Raw genomic sequence first — 16816 nt, forward strand, 5'->3', positions numbered from 1 at the left:
AGTAATAGTTTATTTTTTTCTATTCTACTAGTTTACGTAGTGAAAAATTAAAAGTTTCAAAATTAATCAAAATAATTATTTTAAGTTTTGCTTTGTTCGTTGATCTTTTAGTGTATCCAACATCATATTGGTCCATTCAAGCCCTGAAGTAACATTGTAGATTGCCTTTTGGAATAACATATAATCAAAGAATTCAGGTGTGCCGAACTCAAGATCCTCACGTACTTTATCACCGATCTTAAGGTGGAGGTGCTCTAGCTTCTTGACTAAATGTACTTTACGGCTTTCTATGATATCTATGGCATTATCTAAATCGGTTAACCACATACAAAATGTTTTCATAGATAACTCATCACGTGTGATCGGATCAGCCAAAGGTACATACAACCATTCTTTTAGCTTTCGTATTCCTTTCTCGGTGATGGAGTAGAGTTTTTTGTCTGGTTTCTCACATTGGACAATCCAGCATGCAGTTAACAATTCTTCGGATTCCATCTGAGAGAGTAATGGATAAATTTGACTATGCTTTGCAGGCCAAAAAGGTTGGAGTCTGAGCATCAGATTATATCCTGAAGACTCTTCTCTTGCTAGAAAGGCAAGGAGTGCATAGGAAAGTGTATTCATATGTGGACATCTCCTAATCATGAATTTTACAATGAGAAAAGTGTACACTTAAACTGTATGGTTTGGCAACCAAACAGTCATTGTAAACAAAAAAAGACACGGATGATAAACATCCGCACTTTATTAATAGCAAATCGTGTTTAATTATTCCGTTCCATTATACCCATCAGCAATAAGCTCTAATGCACCATTATCAGGATCGATAATCATGCCGTGTACAGGTATATTTGGAGGAAGTAAGGGGTGTTTCTTGATGACATCGACAGTGTGGATCACGCCATCATGGACATTATCAAAACCTCGCAACCATTTCGTTAATTTAATACCTGAATTCTCTAAGGTACTTAATACAACATCTGAGACGCCGCGTTCCTTAATTAAACCAATCATATGATCTGCGTTCAGTGCGGCCATACCACAATCCAAGTGACCTACTACGAACACTTCGTCTGCTTTAAGTTCATAAATAGCTACCAATACGCTTCGCATAACACTACCGAAAGGTTGGGAAATAATGGCTCCGGCATTCTTGATGAGTTTGACGTCCCCATTTTTGAAATTCATTGCTTTTGGAAGTAATTCTGTGAGGCGAGTATCCATACAAGAGATTACTACGATTCTTTTCTCAGGAAATTTACTGGTACGAAATGCTTCGTACTCTTTGTTCTCAACAAATTGACGGTTATGTTCTAACACTTCAGTAATATGATTCATGGGGGGACCTCTTCCTCCTTAAATTAATTAATTAGATTATTTCTGTTCTTAGAAGTTGATTATACTTTTTACAAAAAGTATCATCAAGAGGAAACCATAAATATTTTATGTGAGGTGAGTCTTTAAATGGAAGATCAAGTAAAAATCAAACTAGGACAATTTCGGGAATTGGTTCGCAAAATAAGAGGTTATTATGAGGTTGTAGGTTTAATGCATTGGGATCTGCGTACCGGTGCTCCCCGCAAAGGTGCTGAATATCGGTCGGAGACCATTGGCATATTAAGTACAGAAGGATTCAAATTAATCATCTCGGATGAGATGGGAGATTACTTAGAATATTTTACAAGCTCAGATATCGTAGAACAGTTGGACGATCTGGATCTACAAATCGTGAAGGAATGCAAAAAGGAATATGACCAGAACAAGCTAATTCCTGCGGATAAGTTCCAAGAATATTCTGTCCTAACGGCACATGCTCAAACCTTATGGGAAGATGCGAAGGAGACGAGTGATTTTGCTGGATTCGAGCCTTATTTGAGTAAAATTGTTGCGATGAAGCATGAATTTATCCATTTTTGGGGAGTCAAAGGAACAAAATACGATACGTTAATTGACATGTATGAACCGGATATGACAGTAGAGAAACTGGATGAAATATTCAGTAAACTGCGCAGTCGGTTAGTACCACTCGTAGAAACAATTCGAGCATCTGCGAATCAACCAGCGAATGATTTCCTTAAGCAGATATTTGAGATTGATCAACAAGAGAAATTTGGCCTCTTCATTCTTGAACAAATGGGCTATGACTTTGAGGCTGGACGTCAAGATGAGAGTGTGCACCCATTTGCTACGGGGCTTAACATTGGGGATGTACGAATTACAACTCATTATTTACAAGATGATGTCACCAGTGCTGTATTCAGCTCTATGCATGAAGGGGGTCATGCCCTGTATGAGCAAAATATTGATGCAAGCCTCGTAGGAACACCTTTAGCTGAAGGAACTTCTATGGGAATCCACGAGTCACAGTCGCGCTTATGGGAGAATATGATTGGACGTAGTCGCCCATTCTGGGAAAGATATTATGGTGATTTACAACAGCATTTCGCATCCCAACTTAAGGATGTGTCAGTAGAAGATTTCTACCGGGCTATCAACCGTGTGGAGAATTCGCTCATCCGAATTGAAGCTGATGAATTGACGTATAACCTTCATATTATTATTCGATACGAGATTGAGAAGATGTTGTTTAATGAAGGGTTGTCTGTGAAAGATCTACCAGAGGTATGGAATGCGAAATATAACGAATATCTTGGCATTACCCCTCCAAATGACGGACTCGGTGTTCTTCAGGATGTGCATTGGTCTGGTGGAGATTTCGGTTACTTTGCATCCTATTCACTAGGAAATATGTATGCAGCACAATTCTTGCATACCATTCGTAAAGAGCTACCTCAATATGATGAATGGATTGCTGCAGGGAACTTACGTCCGATTAAGGAATGGCTCTCTGACAAAATCTATAAGTATGGTAAGCGTCTTACTCCTTCTGAAATCATCGTTAACGTGACAGGTGAAGAACTGAATCCAGATTACTTGTCAGATTATTTGGAAGAGAAATATAAAGAGATTTACAAGTTATAGTTCAAGGAAATGGTTCTCTATGAATCTTCTGTAGTTATGAATAAGGTCGTGATTTATCTACGTTTTGTAGAGAATCACGGCTTTTTTTATATGCATGAACCGAAATGTGGAGAGAATGAATAACCTTTTCTAGGCGAATGCATATGATGCAATATGATTTATTCGAAAATATTGGAGGGATACCCATATGTGGAAAGGGACAACAAAGTTGACTGCAGTAGCAGGTATTCTTCTTCTCTGTTCTTCGGTTCTAGCCGGGTGTGGAGGAAAAGATGCTCCGACGAAAGTGAAGATTGGGGAAGTAACTCGTTCCGTATTTTACGCACCAGAATATGTCGCCATTGAAAAAGGATTCTTCAAGGATGAAGGACTGGATATTGAACTGATGACAACCCCTGGTGGAGACAAGACGATGACTGCATTATTATCTAATGCGATAGATGTGGCATTAGTTGGATCGGAAACGTCCATTTACGTTGCTCAACAAGGTTCTGAAGATCCAGTGATCAATTTCGCCCAGTTAACTCAGACGGATGGAACATTTCTAGTGGCAAGAGACAATAACGGCACATTTAGTTGGGACCAGTTGAAGGGGACAACATTCCTAGGTCAACGTAAAGGCGGAATGCCACAAATGGCCGGAGAGTTCACGCTTAAGAAGCAAGGTATTGATCCACACGCAGATTTGGAATTGATCCAGAATATTGATTTCGCGAATATTACAGCAGCTTTTGCCTCGGGCACGGGACAATATGTTCAGTTATTCGAACCACAAGCGTCCATTTTTGAAAAAGAAGGCAGAGGTCATGTTGTCGCTTCATTTGGTGTAGAAAGTGGACACCTTCCATATACCGTGTTCATGAGTAAACAAAGCTATATTAAGAAGAATGCAGATACCGTTCAGAAGTTCACGAATGCCGTACAGAAAGCTCAATCGTGGGTAGCAACTCATACCCCTGAAGAGATCGCGGATACGATACTCCCTTATTTTAAAGATGCAGATCGTGGCATTATTGTATCTAGTGTGAAACGTTATCAAGAACAAGGCACCTATGCAACGGATCCTATATTAGATGATACAGAATGGAATAATCTTCTAGACGTGATGGACAGTGCAGGTGAATTGAAAGAACGTGTGGCACATGATGCGATTGTAGATAATACATTTGCTGAGAAGGCGAAGTCTACTGTGAAGTAAAGAACTTATATCCTGCCAAAAGGAGAGTGCACATGGTACCTGTTGTTGAATTAAACGATGTCGCACATGTCTATATCACCGATCGCGAAGCCTCTCTGGCTGTGGATCATCTTCAATTGACAGTATCCGCTGGGGAATTCGTAAGTCTTGTAGGTCCGAGTGGATGTGGCAAGACAACCATATTATCGATCATCGCAGGTCTTCTTACACCCAGTCATGGTGAGGTTCTAGTCAATGGTCACAAGCTTTCAGGACCAACACCTGAGGTAGGATACATGTTGCAGCAGGATTATTTGTTTCCTTGGCGGACGATTCTGAATAATGCACTCTTAGGCTTGGAACTGACGGGAAGAATCACGCCTGAGAGTATAGCAATCACCTCAGGGCTCCTTGAAGAGATGGGTCTACAGGGTAAAGAGAATATATACCCTCAACAGCTTTCAGGTGGGATGCGCCAACGGGTTGCACTCGTGCGAACGTTGGCTACAGATCCTAGTCTTCTGTTGTTGGATGAACCTTTCTCTGCACTCGATTATCAGACAAAGTTGCAATTGGAGGATCTAATATCTCGAACCTTGCGTGAACGTAACAAGACAGCAGTCTTAGTTACCCATGATCTATCTGAAGCGATAGCAATGAGTGACCGGATCATATTGCTCGGTAGCAATCCAGGGAGAATCCGTCGAACGTTCGATGTACCGCGTAATATCCGTGAGGTGTTGCCTTTTCATGCTCGGGATCAGGAGGGCTTTCAAGATCTCTTTCACGAGATTTGGAGTGCTATGGAATTACGCAGTGATCAGGAGTGAGGAGGTGAGGCAACAGCATGATGACGCGAAATATAGCTAGAAATGAGTCTTCTGATTCGAGACAAAGTGAGCTGACTGAACTATATCAAGATCACCTAGCGCACAAAAGAAAACAATCGAGGCATGTATTATCTGTTCAGCTGGGATTACTCCTCTTCTTGTTAACCTTTTGGGAGCTGGCTGGAAGACTGAAATGGATTGATGTCCTATTGTTTAGCTATCCTAGTAAGATATTTAATCATATTGTACAAGAAATTATTAGTGGCGAATTATGGGGTCACTTGGGTGTAACGGTTGGTGAGACTGTCGTAGGGTTTCTACTCGGAACGTTGCTTGGAACGGGGCTTGCCATCTTGATCTGGTGGTCACCTTTCTTATCGAAGGTATTAGATCCATACATGGTCGTATTTAATAGCATGCCAAAGGTGGCGCTAGGTCCTTTATTTATCGTTGTCTTTGGAGCGGGGTTTACGGCTATTGTGGTCACAACATTATCTGTTATCGTCATTATTACCACACTCGTGGTTTACAATAGCTTCTCTGAAGTGGATTCGAATCTAGTCAAAGTTGTGCGAACATTTGGCGGATCACGATCACAAATTTTCCGTAAAGTGATCTTTCCTGCAACGTTTCCTGCGATTATTTCAACATTGAAAGTCAATGTTGGTCTAGCTTGGGTGGGTGTTATTGTTGGAGAGTTTCTCGTGGCACAAATGGGTCTAGGTTATTTAATTATTTATGGTTTTCAAGTATTTAATTTTACGCTCGTGATGTCCAGTTTGTTTATTATTGCGGTGGTAGCAACGGTTATGTATCAACTCGTATTGTATATGGAACGTAAGTTGTTATCTCATAAGTAATACAAGGTAACATTCCTATCTACAATGGATCGCGTGAATATGAATGTGCAGTAAATGTCGTATTGTGTAGAGTTGTGAAATAAAGTACCATGAGATTAGAATGATACTGATAGAAAAGAGAGGCGTTCTCATGGGGTTTCGAGTTGTAAAAACAGCGATTGCTACACTCATTTCCATTCAGATTGCTTATATAGTAGGACTACCCAGTCCTCAGTCTGCGGGTCTATTGGCTATTCTTGGCGTGGAAGTAACACGTAAAAGGAGTCTTAGAACGATCTCAGCGCGCTTCTTTGCCTCCATTGTGGGGCTTCTTTTTGCATGTGGATTATTCGCCTTATTTGGCTTTCATTACTGGGTACTGGCCGTATTCGTCCTATTCGGGTTCCCTTTAATCGTTAAGTCAAGCTTCAAGGAGGGGATTGTCACCAGTTCAGTTGTTGTATTCCGTGTTTTTGGAGAAGGGGCTCTATCCGTACATACGATATTATCTCAAGTTGAATTGCTTGTTATTGGGCTAGGATCAGCGATGGTGGTCAATATGATCTATATGCCTAAAGGTGGAGAACAGATGATTGAGATTCGTCACAACGTGGACGGGCTATTCGCTGTAATATTTCATCGCGTTGCTCTGACGCTTCGAGATCCAACTTATGTATGGGACGGAAGTGAAATCATTGAAGCTGGTAAAGCGATTAAAGAAGGGTCCCTTGCGGCAAATCGAGCGATGGAGAACCAAATGGTTCATCCGGATCAGGCTTGGAATATTTATTTCTATATGCGTAAGGAACAGTTGGATTTAATTCTAGTCATGATGCAGCGGATTGCTGATGTATATCAGAAGCTTCCCCAAGCTGACTTAGTAGCGGAGCTATTCGAACAACTTAGCCATGATGTAACAGAAGAAATGTACACAGGTCGTACCGAAGTACTACTGGAAGAATTGGAACAAGATTTCAAAGAAATGGATCTTCCAACGACAAGAGAGGAATTTGAGATAAGGTCTTCTATACTACAGCTATGCCGTGAATTATCTTTATATTTGAAAATAGCAAAGAAGAACAAAGCACCGGTCCCGGATAAAGTGCGGGTTGAAAGTGGATGAGTACATTACATATTACTTAATAAATAGGGTGAAAGATCGTGAGAGTATTCCATCATAAGTATAGAGAGGTAGTCGAGCAACCATGAGAAGTGAATCGGCGCTTGTGAACTATTGGACAACTGACGTAATGACGGGGGTTATTACGGATGTAACGGTAATAGAAGAGATGCATGAATTTAAGATCAAGGTCCAAACTGAGGTAGAAAGAATGCTTGAGGAACTTAGGAAGGTTGAGAATAACTTAATACTTGAAAATAAAAAATTAGATTATTGGATTAATAAATATAATGAATTTAATTCCAAATGTTTGGATCTGGAAATGGCTGACATGAGAAAACGCATGAAAATTGCTGAGTCAGAAGCGAACCATTGGCGTTTAGCAGCTGAAAATATGTTTAACAGGACGGAGTTAAGCGGCACAAGATATGATTCTTTAAAGGATCATGCCAATGAAATTCAAGAAATGAAGGGAAGGGAACGCAAGTTGAAAGTAGCCATAAGTGAAGCGATGGATGCTACATTGGATGAGGTGGAGCTTGCTTTTCAGAAAATTATTAATGAACGGTATGCACAATATAGCGTTAGATGAATCTTCGAATAGCTCAATCTGTGTTACTAATAATAGCAATTGAATGATTCTCTTATAAAAAGATAATTATTTGTACTGGGCTAATCAACTTTTGCCTACCTCCTGCATACACTTAGTAGTGAATGATTGTATGGAGGAGGTTCAAAGATGTCATTAAGTCGTAAACATCAAAGTAGAGAGATCATAACGAAAGCGATCTGCGGCAAAGGTCGTAAGTTCTCTACCGTAACACATACCGTAACTCCGCCACATAATCCAACCAGTATTTTAGGTGCATGGATTATAAACCATCAATACGAAGCGGTAGCGGCCGGAGACGGAATTGAAGTTATTGGTACTTACGATATCAACATTTGGTATTCCTATGACAAAAACTCTCAGACCGACGTAGCCAAAGAGACAGTACCTTATGTAGAATTTGTCTCACTGTCGTACCTAGACCCCAGACACCGTGCTTCAACAGTGGAAGTATCTGCGGAGGCAACGCAGGAACCAAGTTGTGTCGAAGCAAGTGTGTCATCGGGAGGGGGAAGTGTCATCATCCGTGTCGAGCGGGAATTCACTGTGGAACTCATTGCTGAGACCAAAGTGTTCGTACTGATCGGCCACGAAGATTATGAAGATAAGGAATTTGAATTCAGCGAGGACACAGGTGATTATGAGGACCTGGACCCTGATCTTCTGGATGATGACCTTTAACAACGAGGGTTGAATTGAAAGGTATAACGTAGTATATGATTCGAGGGCGTCTGTGTAGAGGGCGGATGCCCTCCTTTTTTGTTTTTATTTTACGAAAGGGGGAGTCACGTAAGTGGATCGAGAAGGGTCTCTTTATGAATCAATGTCACTTTCTATCGCTCAAGCTCGTCTTATCCGTTCGGGTGTGTCTGCTCAATTCACTGAAGGTGGTGCGGGAAGTGAACAAAACCCATCAACTTACCGCAGTAGATACGCTGTGCAAGTAAGTAATCTACGTGGCTTTGACGTTTGTAAATTAGGCGGTGGTGATAAAGAAATAGGACTCAGGACTGGAATAGCCATGAGATCTAACTTGGAACTGGAACAGAACCCTCTGATGAAAAGATTAACGAAAATGGCTGTTCGCAGTTTATATACATTGGGCCTAGCGTCAGGCGAAGCCATACTTTCAACATACGGGGAACGGCAATATGTCGTGGAGCGGGTTACACCATTTTCGAAATTACGTGAGCCTACTCTGTTGAAATTATATAAGCAACAGTATGCAAATTTACATAACATTCTGGAGCAGGAGGAGAAGAAAGGCATTCAACTCATGATGGGTATGGATCCTGAATTTCTACTTGTAGATGCTTCTTCGATGGAAGTGGTTCCAGCTTCTCAATTTCTTGAACGAATCGGAGAAGTAGGATGTGATGCGGTTCATATGGATGGGATTACGAGCTTCCCAGTAGCAGAGCTACGTCCAGAACCCAGTTTACAACCACGAGGGTTACTTGTAGAGCTTATGCATGCACTGGGGTCCGCTAAGCAATTGATTCGAGATCGATCTCTAATCTGGATGGCTGGAGGGATGCCTGTCCCCGGTTTGCCCTTGGGAGGACATTTACATTTCAGTGGTATCGTGCTCACGTATTCTCTTGTGCAAGCCTTGGATAATTATCTAGCTCTCCCTGTCATGTTACTTGAGGATCATACAAGTCTGAATAGACGACCACGTTATGGGTATCTCGGAGATTTCAGAAGGCAACCTCATGGTGGATTTGAATACCGAACGCTTCCTAGCTTCTTGGTATCACCACTTGTTGCCAAGGGCGTCGTATTTCTCGCGTATCTGATTGTTCGTCATTATAAGGAACTCGTTCTACGACCTTTGAATCAAGAGATTATTCATAGAGCCTATTATGAGGGAAATAGAAATGTGATTCGAGGTTGTATAGAGCCTTTATTCAGAGATGTGATGTCTCTTCGTGGTTATTCGGAGTATGCAAAGTATATTGATCCATTACTGGATCATATTTCTAGCGGTACGATCTGGGATGAATCACGGGATATCCGTCCGTTATGGAATATTCCTGTGTTATAATATATCGAAGTACGTGTTTTGAAAAAATGACTTTCTGAAGTAAAAGAAGATGTATGGAGGTAACTCATGGCCCAATATACGCCAATGATTGAACAATATTTGCAAGTGAAGCAGCAAGCCCAGGACGCTTTTTTGTTTTTCCGTCTGGGTGATTTCTATGAATTGTTTTTTGAAGATGCAATTGCGGCATCACGTGAACTTGAAATAACGCTGACAGGTCGCGGAGGCGGCGGGGATGAACGCATACCCATGTGTGGTGTGCCTTACCATGCTGCTGAGGGATATATTCAGCGTCTAATAGAAAAAGGTTACAAGGTTGCTATCTGTGAGCAACTTGAGGATGCAGCAACGACCAAAGGTATGGTGCGTCGTGATATTGTACGAGTTGTAACACCGGGAACCATAATGGATGGGAAGAATATTGCGGATAAATCAAATAATTACTTAGTCTGTGTTACAACATCAGGCGGGATGATGAGTTTATCTGCTTGTGATCTATCAACAGGTGAATTGTATATCACATCCGTCCCATCCTCTCTGGAATGGCTTCGTGATGAGATTAATATATATGAACCTTCCGAGATTATCGGAGATGTGGGAATGCTCGACAGCATACGGGCATTACAGCTGCAGGGGAATCGACCTGTTGTATATACGCCTTGGGACAAGAAAGAAGAAGGAATGGTACGAAGTCAATTCGGAGAAGCGGCTTGGGCTCGCTTAGATCCAGAGAGAGCGTTATGTATCTCTGTGTTGATCTCCTATCTTAGTGAGACTCAGAGAAGGTCGTTAGGCCAGTTAACACAAATTTCTCCTTATGAACCAGGTCACTTTATGATATTGGATCCTTTTACACGTCGTAATCTTGAACTGGTAGAGACGGTTAGAGAACGATCTAAGAAAGGCTCCTTGTTGTGGCTCCTAGATAAAACAGAGACGTCGATGGGTGCACGATTACTTCGACGTAGAATCGATAAACCGCTGTTACATCGGAGTCGGATCGAAGAACGGCTTGAAGCTGTTGAACTATTGTACAATCAGCTTATATTGCGTGAAGATTTACGACTGTCCCTTCGAGAGATTTACGATCTAGAGCGACTTGTGGGGAGAATAGCCTTCGGTAATGCGAATGGACGTGATCTTACAGCATTGAAGTTGTCATTAGGGCAAATACCATCGCTTAAAGCGTTGTGTGCAGCTACACCATCCTTAACACTTGGCAAAATTGCAAGAGAGTTGGATGCGTGTGAAGATCTGCATGATGAAATTAATCAAGCAATTATAGACGAAGCTCCGATATCTGTCCGTGACGGTGGCTTAATCAAGCCGGGGTATCATGAACATCTGGACGAGCTAAGAGAAGCAAGTATCAATGGGAAAAGATGGATTGCAGAGCTTGAAGCTAGAGAGCGTGTGGCAACAGGCATTAAGTCACTGAAGATTGGTTTCAACAAAGTGTTCGGATATTATATCGAAATAACCAAATCTCATATTGCATCTGTACCCGAAGGTAGGTATGAACGGAAGCAGACGCTTGCAAATGCAGAGCGATACGTAACACCTGAACTGAAAGAGAAAGAGGGACTCATTCTCGAAGCACAGGAGAAGATGGTTGATCTGGAATATGCACTCTTTACAGAGTTGAGAGAGAAATTAAGCAAGCAAATACCACGTCTACAGTCCCTCGCAGAGAAAGTTGCAGAACTAGATGTGTATCAATCGCTAGCGGCAACGAGCGCAGAACATGGCTTCGTGAAGCCGGTACTGACAGAAGACTATGACCTTATCATTGAAGGTGGTAGACATCCTGTGGTTGAGGCTGTGATGAAGGATTCCGCATTCATATCGAATGCGACGAATTTGTCTAAAGAATCAGCAAATATCTTGCTGATCACAGGTCCTAACATGGCAGGTAAGAGTACGTACATGCGTCAAGTTGCATTAATCTCCATCATGGCTCAGATAGGTTGTTTCGTGCCAGCAAATAAGGCTGAGATTCCAATGGTTGACCGTATATTCACAAGAATTGGCGCAGCGGACGATTTAATTGGTGGTCAAAGTACCTTCATGGTAGAAATGGCAGACATTCAAGTAATGACAGAGAAGGCAACCCCACGAAGTCTTATTATTATCGACGAACTTGGACGTGGAACCTCTACCAGTGAAGGTATGGCTATCGCTCAGGCTGTGATCGAATATGTACATGATGAGATTGGTTGTAAAGCATTAGTATCGACACATTTTCATGAATTGTCTCATATCGAAGGTAGCCTGAAGGGATTACGTAATTACTCCATGGCCGTACAAGAAAGTGGCGATAAAGTTCACTTCTTGCGCAAATTAATTCCGGGTGCAGCGGGTAGTAGTTATGGCGTATATTGCGCTCGACTAGCAGGATTACCCAACTCCATTATTGACCGAGCGAATACCCTACTCGAAAGCTTGGATCACACGACAGTGACCTCTGAAGTGGCCGCAGTGAGAGAAGTTGCGGTGGCATCGGATAGAGCCTTGGCAACTGAATCAGCACCAGACACAGTGGCACCAGATGTAGCTGCTGCTGTGTCATATAACGAGCCCACAGCGGATAAACATAGCAGTTCTTATCTCGAAGACGAGATAAGAGAAGTCAGCGACGTTGTACAGCTATCTATTTTTGGCGAAGAGGAAGTAAAACCTTCCAAGAAAGAATCAACAATAGCGCCAATGAACCGCAACGTTACACAAATTATCGACTCCGTGAAGAATCTCGATCTGATGAACATGACACCCTTACAAGCAATGCAATTACTTCATGAGCTTAGTGTAAAAGCGAAAGGGATCTAAAATAAACTACAACGAACGAAAAAAGGGTCTGTACTATACTCATTTATTTTATTTGGAAAAAGTAGTGGATAAAATGTGCAAACGTAGCGAAGGTAACGGAATTGTTCTGAAGAAGCGATAGCGCTCGCCTACAAGTTTTCCGTAGGAGAACTACTTCGAAAGCATATGCTTTGACTTTGGATTTCTACCGCTATAAGCGGTATATAATCAAGAAATCCAAAGTCAACAGCGATCAGAAGAACAATCCGTTACCGTAGCGGACATTTTACATGAACTTTTTTCAAAAAAAATATGGTGTTGAGACCGAAAAGAGAGAGGGATAATCCATGGCCAAAATCCACATATTGGACGAGCACATAGCCAACCAGATTGCCGCAGGTGAGGTTGTGGAGCGTCCTGCCTCCGTAGTGAAAGAACTCGTGGAAAATGCAATCGATGCAGGGAGCACGAAGATTGAAGTGACAATTGAAGAAGGCGGACTCCAAAGTATCCGGGTAACCGATAATGGATCAGGGATCGAGCCGGAAGATTGTGAATCGGCTTTTTATCGACATGCCACCAGTAAAATAACAAATGGGCGCGATCTTTTTCATATTACAAGTCTAGGATTCCGTGGGGAAGCATTACCAAGTATTGCATCCGTATCAAAGATTGCACTTACCACATCTAGTCAAGAAGATGGACTCGGGCGAAAACTTACCATTGAAGGTGGTAATCTACTTTCAAATGATGATTCAGCTGCACCTCGTGGGACTGATTTTGTGGTGAAAGAATTATTCTACAATACGCCGGCAAGGCTGAAATATATGAAAACAATTCAGACCGAACTTGGTCATATTTCAGACTATATGTACCGGATTGCCTTATCTCATCCAGGTATCGCGATTACATTGAGACATAATGATAATACACTCTTACAGACCGTCGGAAATGGTGATCTTCTCCAGGTGATAGCTGCCATTTATGGAACGCAGGCTGCAAAGGCAATGCTTCCCATTCAAGCGGAAGATATGGATTATAGCTTGCAAGGATATGTAAGTATCCCTGAATGGACGCGCTCGAATCGTAACGCCATATCAACTTTTGTGAATGGTCGTTATATCCGTAATAACGGTCTGAATCATGCGATACTGAGAGCCTATCATACGTTATTGCCTATTAATCGTTATCCACTTGCCATCCTTTCTTTAACGATGCATCCTTCGATCGTGGATGTGAACGTCCATCCCGCAAAGCTGGAAGTACGCTTTAGTAAAGAGAATGAATTATATCCGTTTGTAGAACAAGCAATACATGCAGTCCTACGACAACAGGTACTTATTCCTCAGCCAGTGAAACATCCCATTGGTAACCCTGGAAGTACCTCTTTCATTCAGGAGCAGTTTAGATTCAATAAGGATCAGCAAACGGCGAATTTGGCTACAGCTGAATCTAGAAATCAAAGCGAAAAGTCATTATCAGATTCGTCTATATTCGTTCAATCTGATATGATGGAGAACGCATCAAGTCGACCTATGATTCCACCAAATTATGTTATGAATGATGATCGTTCAGTTGTGAATTCTCCTGTGAGAGAACGCAGTGATCAGAATTATAGAATTAATGGGGCTATGGGAAATCGTCCTGAACAAGGAAAGAATGTTCCTTTTAATCCAGAAGTATATGCTACTCCAAGAAATGGGTCCCCTGAGATCCCACCATTTCCAGAATTGACACTAATCGGGCAACATCATGGGACATATTTAATTGCTCAGAATGAAGAGGGGCTTTATTTAATTGATCAACATGCCGCGCACGAACGGATCAATTATGAATTTTATTATGAACAATTTGGACGTCCCGGTGATGCTTCACAAGAACTTTTATTACCGATTACCTTAGAATTTACGCCTTCGGAGACGGAACAGTTGAAACAAAAGATCAATTGGTTCGAACAAGTTGGCGTCTATTTAGAACATTTCGGTGGACAAACCTTCCGTGTTCGAGCGCATCCTTATTGGTTCCCCAAGGGAGACGAACAAGCGTTGATTGAAGAAATGGCAGAATGGGTATTAAGTGAACGTATGATTGATCTAGCCAAATTAAGAGAGAAATCATCCATTCTATGTTCATGCAAGGCTTCCATCAAAGCGAATCAGAAGCTGACGAACCTAGAATCAGATACACTTTTAGAACGTCTCGCTGCTTGTAAACAGCCATATACATGTCCTCATGGACGTCCAATTGTGATTTCATTCTCTTCTTATGATCTAGAGAAACTATTTAAACGTGTGATGTAGTTTAACTTACGTAATTAAACTTCTAATCGCATATGACAGGAGAAAACAATGATTATTACGACCGGAAGATGTGAAGATCCAGAAAAGTTGGTCAAGCGAGCCAAAGCCTTGGCTTTGGATTTAGGATATAACTATGTTCCTCGGCAGAGGACATCTATAACGAAATTAGTTCAGGCTTCGAAAGATTCAGTAGCCCTTGTGGTGCTAGAGAATGGTGCTAGATTAGTCAGACCTGGGCATCCGCCTATTGATTATCATCCAAGTATGGGTTACGTGAGAGTGAAACGCGTGATAAAGGGCGATAATGATCCTATGTTAGATGCCGCTGGGATGCAAGCAGGGTATTCCGTATTAGACTGTACTGCTGGATTAGGAAGTGATTCACTTGTATTTGCTGTGAAAGCTGGGCCTGAGGGTAAAGTTATTTCATTGGAAAGTTCGAGTGATTTGGCTGCGTTATTGAAAGAAGGTATGAGCCATTATGTCACAGATCTAGAGGAAGTTAATCAGGCGATGCGTCGAATCGAAGTAAGGCATGGTGATCATCTGGATATTTTAAGAGAAATGCCGGATGATAGTGTGGATATTGTGTATTTCGATCCGATGTTTCGTCAGCCTTTAATGGCATCTTCGGCGATAAATCCGTTAAGACAATTTGCGAATAGTGATGCACTTAGCTTAGAGAGTATACAACAAGCGGAACGTGTAGCTAGAAAGTCAGTCATACTTAAAGAAAAATGGGGTAGCCCTGAATTTGCACGACTTGGTTTCCAAATGTTGGAACGTTCCAATTCAAATATCACGTATGGAGTGAAATTCCTTGACAATAGAGAATAAACCTACTTTGCTTGTCTTGTTAGGTCCTACGGCAGTAGGTAAGACGAAGATGAGTATCGAAATTGCAAAGCACTATGGCTGTGAGATTATTTCGGGTGATTCCATGCAAGTATATCGACAGATGGATATTGGAACAGCCAAAATTTCTAGAGAAGAAATGGAAGGAATTCCACACCATTTGATCGATATTCATGATCCAGATGATCCTTATTCAGTCGCTGAATTTCAAGAGCAGTGTCGTCGATTAATTGCTGAAATTCATGATAGAGGGAACATGCCTTTTATTGTTGGAGGAACAGGGCTATATATTGAGTCTGTCTGTTATGGATTTGAATTTACCAACGTTGGGGCAGATGAGGAATTTCGAAATGAACAATTCGCCTTTGCGCAGAGTCATGGTGCGGAAGCCTTGCATGATCGCTTAAAGCTTGTAGACCCTATCAGCGCTGAGAGATTACATGCAAATGATCAACGGAGAATCGTCCGTGCACTTGAAATTTTTCATCTTACAAATACGACTCTTTCAGCTCAAATGGCCGCTCAAACGAAAGTATCTCCATATGATTTATGTATCGTAGGTTTGACTATGGATAGACAAATGCTATATAAACGTATTGAAGCCCGTATTGATGAGATGATTGAACAAGGTCTTCTAGAAGAAGTGAAATCATTGATTCAAAAGGGGTACGGACCGGGTCTAATCTCAATGCAAGGTTTAGGCTACAAAGAGATCATATCGTACCTACAAGATGAGTTAACATGGGATGATACGATTACGTTATTGAAGCGGGATACACGTAGATTTGCCAAACGTCAGTTGTCTTGGTTTCGCCATATGAAGGACATTTCATGGGTGGATGTAACGACTGCAGATAATTTCTCTGAGAATTTCGCTTCGATACGTGATATAATAGCAGGAAAGTTTCTCTCAGATATTGAATATATATCTAAACAATCTAATTGAACCATTGGGGGTACGGCTAATGAACAAATCCATTAATATTCAAGATACTTTTTTGAACCAACTACGTAAAGAAAACATCTCAGTTACCATCTTTTTGGTTAACGGTTTTCAAATCAGAGGAACGATCAAAGCATTCGATAACTTTACGGTTGTTGTGGATAGTGAAGGCCGCCAACAAATGTTATTTAAACATGCGATTTCAACTATCACTCCACAACGTAACGTTTCACTAATGCAGGAACCTTCAACAGAGGCTTAATACTTTATGAAACCTTTTCAGGAGTTATTTCGTTTAAAAGAATAGG

General features: G+C 41.5%; 15 protein-coding genes. 13 read left to right on the top strand and 2 right to left on the bottom strand.

All coding sequences use genetic code 11. From position 1 onward, the window contains the following. Positions 1–75: 75 nt before the first annotated feature. Together BW961_RS08950 and BW961_RS08955 are read right to left on the bottom strand one after the other, a co-directional pair. The gene (locus BW961_RS08950; RefSeq protein ID WP_068585750.1) at positions 76–624 is read right to left on the bottom strand and encodes a PadR family transcriptional regulator; all 549 of its coding nucleotides are present in this window, start codon (positions 622–624) and stop codon (positions 76–78) included. A 144-nt stretch (positions 625–768) separates the two neighbouring features. Then, positions 769–1338, bottom strand: a complete 570-nt coding sequence (locus BW961_RS08955) for a beta-class carbonic anhydrase (protein ID WP_068585747.1) — start codon at positions 1336–1338, stop codon at positions 769–771. A gap of 126 nt (positions 1339–1464) precedes the next feature. On the opposite strand from BW961_RS08955, the gene BW961_RS08960 reads away from it, so the two are divergent. The 13 genes from BW961_RS08960 (at position 1465) to hfq (ending at position 16770) form a co-directional block, all read left to right on the top strand. Beyond that, entirely contained in the window at positions 1465–2982 is a 1518-nt protein-coding gene (locus BW961_RS08960) for a carboxypeptidase M32 (RefSeq protein ID WP_068585743.1), read from the top strand. Between the two features lie 187 nt (positions 2983–3169). Beyond that, a complete protein-coding gene (locus tag BW961_RS08965) occupies positions 3170–4180 on the top strand; it encodes an ABC transporter substrate-binding protein (RefSeq protein WP_068585741.1) in 1011 nt (336 codons plus the stop codon). Between the two features lie 32 nt (positions 4181–4212). After that, a complete protein-coding gene (locus BW961_RS08970; RefSeq protein WP_068585736.1) occupies positions 4213–4989 on the top strand; it encodes an ABC transporter ATP-binding protein in 777 nt (258 codons plus the stop codon). Between the two features lie 17 nt (positions 4990–5006). Then, the gene (locus BW961_RS08975) at positions 5007–5849 is read left to right on the top strand and encodes an ABC transporter permease (RefSeq protein ID WP_082867482.1); all 843 of its coding nucleotides are present in this window, start codon (positions 5007–5009) and stop codon (positions 5847–5849) included. 130 nt (positions 5850–5979) lie between these two features. Next, the gene (locus tag BW961_RS08980) at positions 5980–6951 is read left to right on the top strand and encodes an aromatic acid exporter family protein (protein WP_068585733.1); all 972 of its coding nucleotides are present in this window, start codon (positions 5980–5982) and stop codon (positions 6949–6951) included. A gap of 82 nt (positions 6952–7033) precedes the next feature. After that, the gene (locus tag BW961_RS08985; protein WP_068585730.1) at positions 7034–7540 is read left to right on the top strand and encodes a hypothetical protein; all 507 of its coding nucleotides are present in this window, start codon (positions 7034–7036) and stop codon (positions 7538–7540) included. Positions 7541–7687: 147 nt separating this feature from the next. Further along, positions 7688–8239 (top strand): outer spore coat protein CotE, encoded by a 552-nt coding sequence (locus BW961_RS08990; RefSeq protein WP_068585727.1) that lies wholly within the window; start codon positions 7688–7690, stop codon positions 8237–8239. Positions 8240–8351: 112 nt separating this feature from the next. Continuing rightward, positions 8352–9605, top strand: a complete 1254-nt coding sequence (locus BW961_RS08995) for a putative amidoligase domain-containing protein (RefSeq protein WP_139331573.1) — start codon at positions 8352–8354, stop codon at positions 9603–9605. 66 nt (positions 9606–9671) lie between these two features. Then, positions 9672–12431 carry a DNA mismatch repair protein MutS gene (gene mutS, locus BW961_RS09000; RefSeq protein ID WP_068585724.1) on the top strand — a complete coding sequence of 920 codons (2760 nt, stop codon included), beginning with the start codon at positions 9672–9674 and terminating at the stop codon, positions 12429–12431. Between the two features lie 326 nt (positions 12432–12757). Continuing rightward, on the top strand, positions 12758–14710 hold the full coding sequence (mutL, locus tag BW961_RS09005) for a DNA mismatch repair endonuclease MutL (protein WP_068585723.1): 1953 nt from the start codon (positions 12758–12760) through the stop codon (positions 14708–14710). A 48-nt stretch (positions 14711–14758) separates the two neighbouring features. Next, the gene (locus tag BW961_RS09010; protein WP_068585720.1) at positions 14759–15547 is read left to right on the top strand and encodes a class I SAM-dependent methyltransferase; all 789 of its coding nucleotides are present in this window, start codon (positions 14759–14761) and stop codon (positions 15545–15547) included. Then, a complete protein-coding gene (miaA, locus tag BW961_RS09015) occupies positions 15531–16511 on the top strand; it encodes a tRNA (adenosine(37)-N6)-dimethylallyltransferase MiaA (RefSeq protein WP_068585717.1) in 981 nt (326 codons plus the stop codon). Before BW961_RS09010 ends, miaA begins: the two co-directional genes overlap by 17 nt. 19 nt (positions 16512–16530) lie before the next feature. After that, positions 16531–16770, top strand: coding sequence for an RNA chaperone Hfq (gene hfq, locus BW961_RS09020; protein ID WP_068585714.1), 240 nt, complete (start codon positions 16531–16533; stop codon positions 16768–16770). The last annotated feature ends 46 nt before the right edge of the window (positions 16771–16816 follow it).

The organism is Paenibacillus macquariensis, assembly GCF_900156375.1.
GTDB lineage: Bacteria > Bacillota > Bacilli > Paenibacillales > Paenibacillaceae > Paenibacillus_AQ > Paenibacillus_AQ macquariensis.

What these genes read in the sequence shown, in the direction of transcription:
- BW961_RS09010 (WP_068585720.1), top strand. Translation starts at nt 14,759, where the DNA reads ATGATTATTACGACCGGAAGATGTGAAGATCCAGAAAAGTTGGTCAAG.
- BW961_RS08990 (WP_068585727.1), top strand. Translation starts at nt 7,688, where the DNA reads ATGTCATTAAGTCGTAAACATCAAAGTAGAGAGATCATAACGAAAGCG.
- mutL (WP_068585723.1), top strand. Translation starts at nt 12,758, where the DNA reads ATGGCCAAAATCCACATATTGGACGAGCACATAGCCAACCAGATTGCC.
- BW961_RS08960 (WP_068585743.1), top strand. Translation starts at nt 1,465, where the DNA reads ATGGAAGATCAAGTAAAAATCAAACTAGGACAATTTCGGGAATTGGTT.
- BW961_RS08965 (WP_068585741.1), top strand. Translation starts at nt 3,170, where the DNA reads ATGTGGAAAGGGACAACAAAGTTGACTGCAGTAGCAGGTATTCTTCTT.
- mutS (WP_068585724.1), top strand. Translation starts at nt 9,672, where the DNA reads ATGGCCCAATATACGCCAATGATTGAACAATATTTGCAAGTGAAGCAG.
- BW961_RS08975 (WP_082867482.1), top strand. Translation starts at nt 5,007, where the DNA reads ATGATGACGCGAAATATAGCTAGAAATGAGTCTTCTGATTCGAGACAA.
- BW961_RS08950 (WP_068585750.1), bottom strand. Translation starts at nt 624, where the DNA reads ATGAATACACTTTCCTATGCACTCCTTGCCTTTCTAGCAAGAGAAGAG.
- BW961_RS08955 (WP_068585747.1), bottom strand. Translation starts at nt 1,338, where the DNA reads ATGAATCATATTACTGAAGTGTTAGAACATAACCGTCAATTTGTTGAG.
- BW961_RS08980 (WP_068585733.1), top strand. Translation starts at nt 5,980, where the DNA reads ATGGGGTTTCGAGTTGTAAAAACAGCGATTGCTACACTCATTTCCATT.
- BW961_RS08970 (WP_068585736.1), top strand. Translation starts at nt 4,213, where the DNA reads ATGGTACCTGTTGTTGAATTAAACGATGTCGCACATGTCTATATCACC.
- BW961_RS08985 (WP_068585730.1), top strand. Translation starts at nt 7,034, where the DNA reads ATGAGAAGTGAATCGGCGCTTGTGAACTATTGGACAACTGACGTAATG.
- hfq (WP_068585714.1), top strand. Translation starts at nt 16,531, where the DNA reads ATGAACAAATCCATTAATATTCAAGATACTTTTTTGAACCAACTACGT.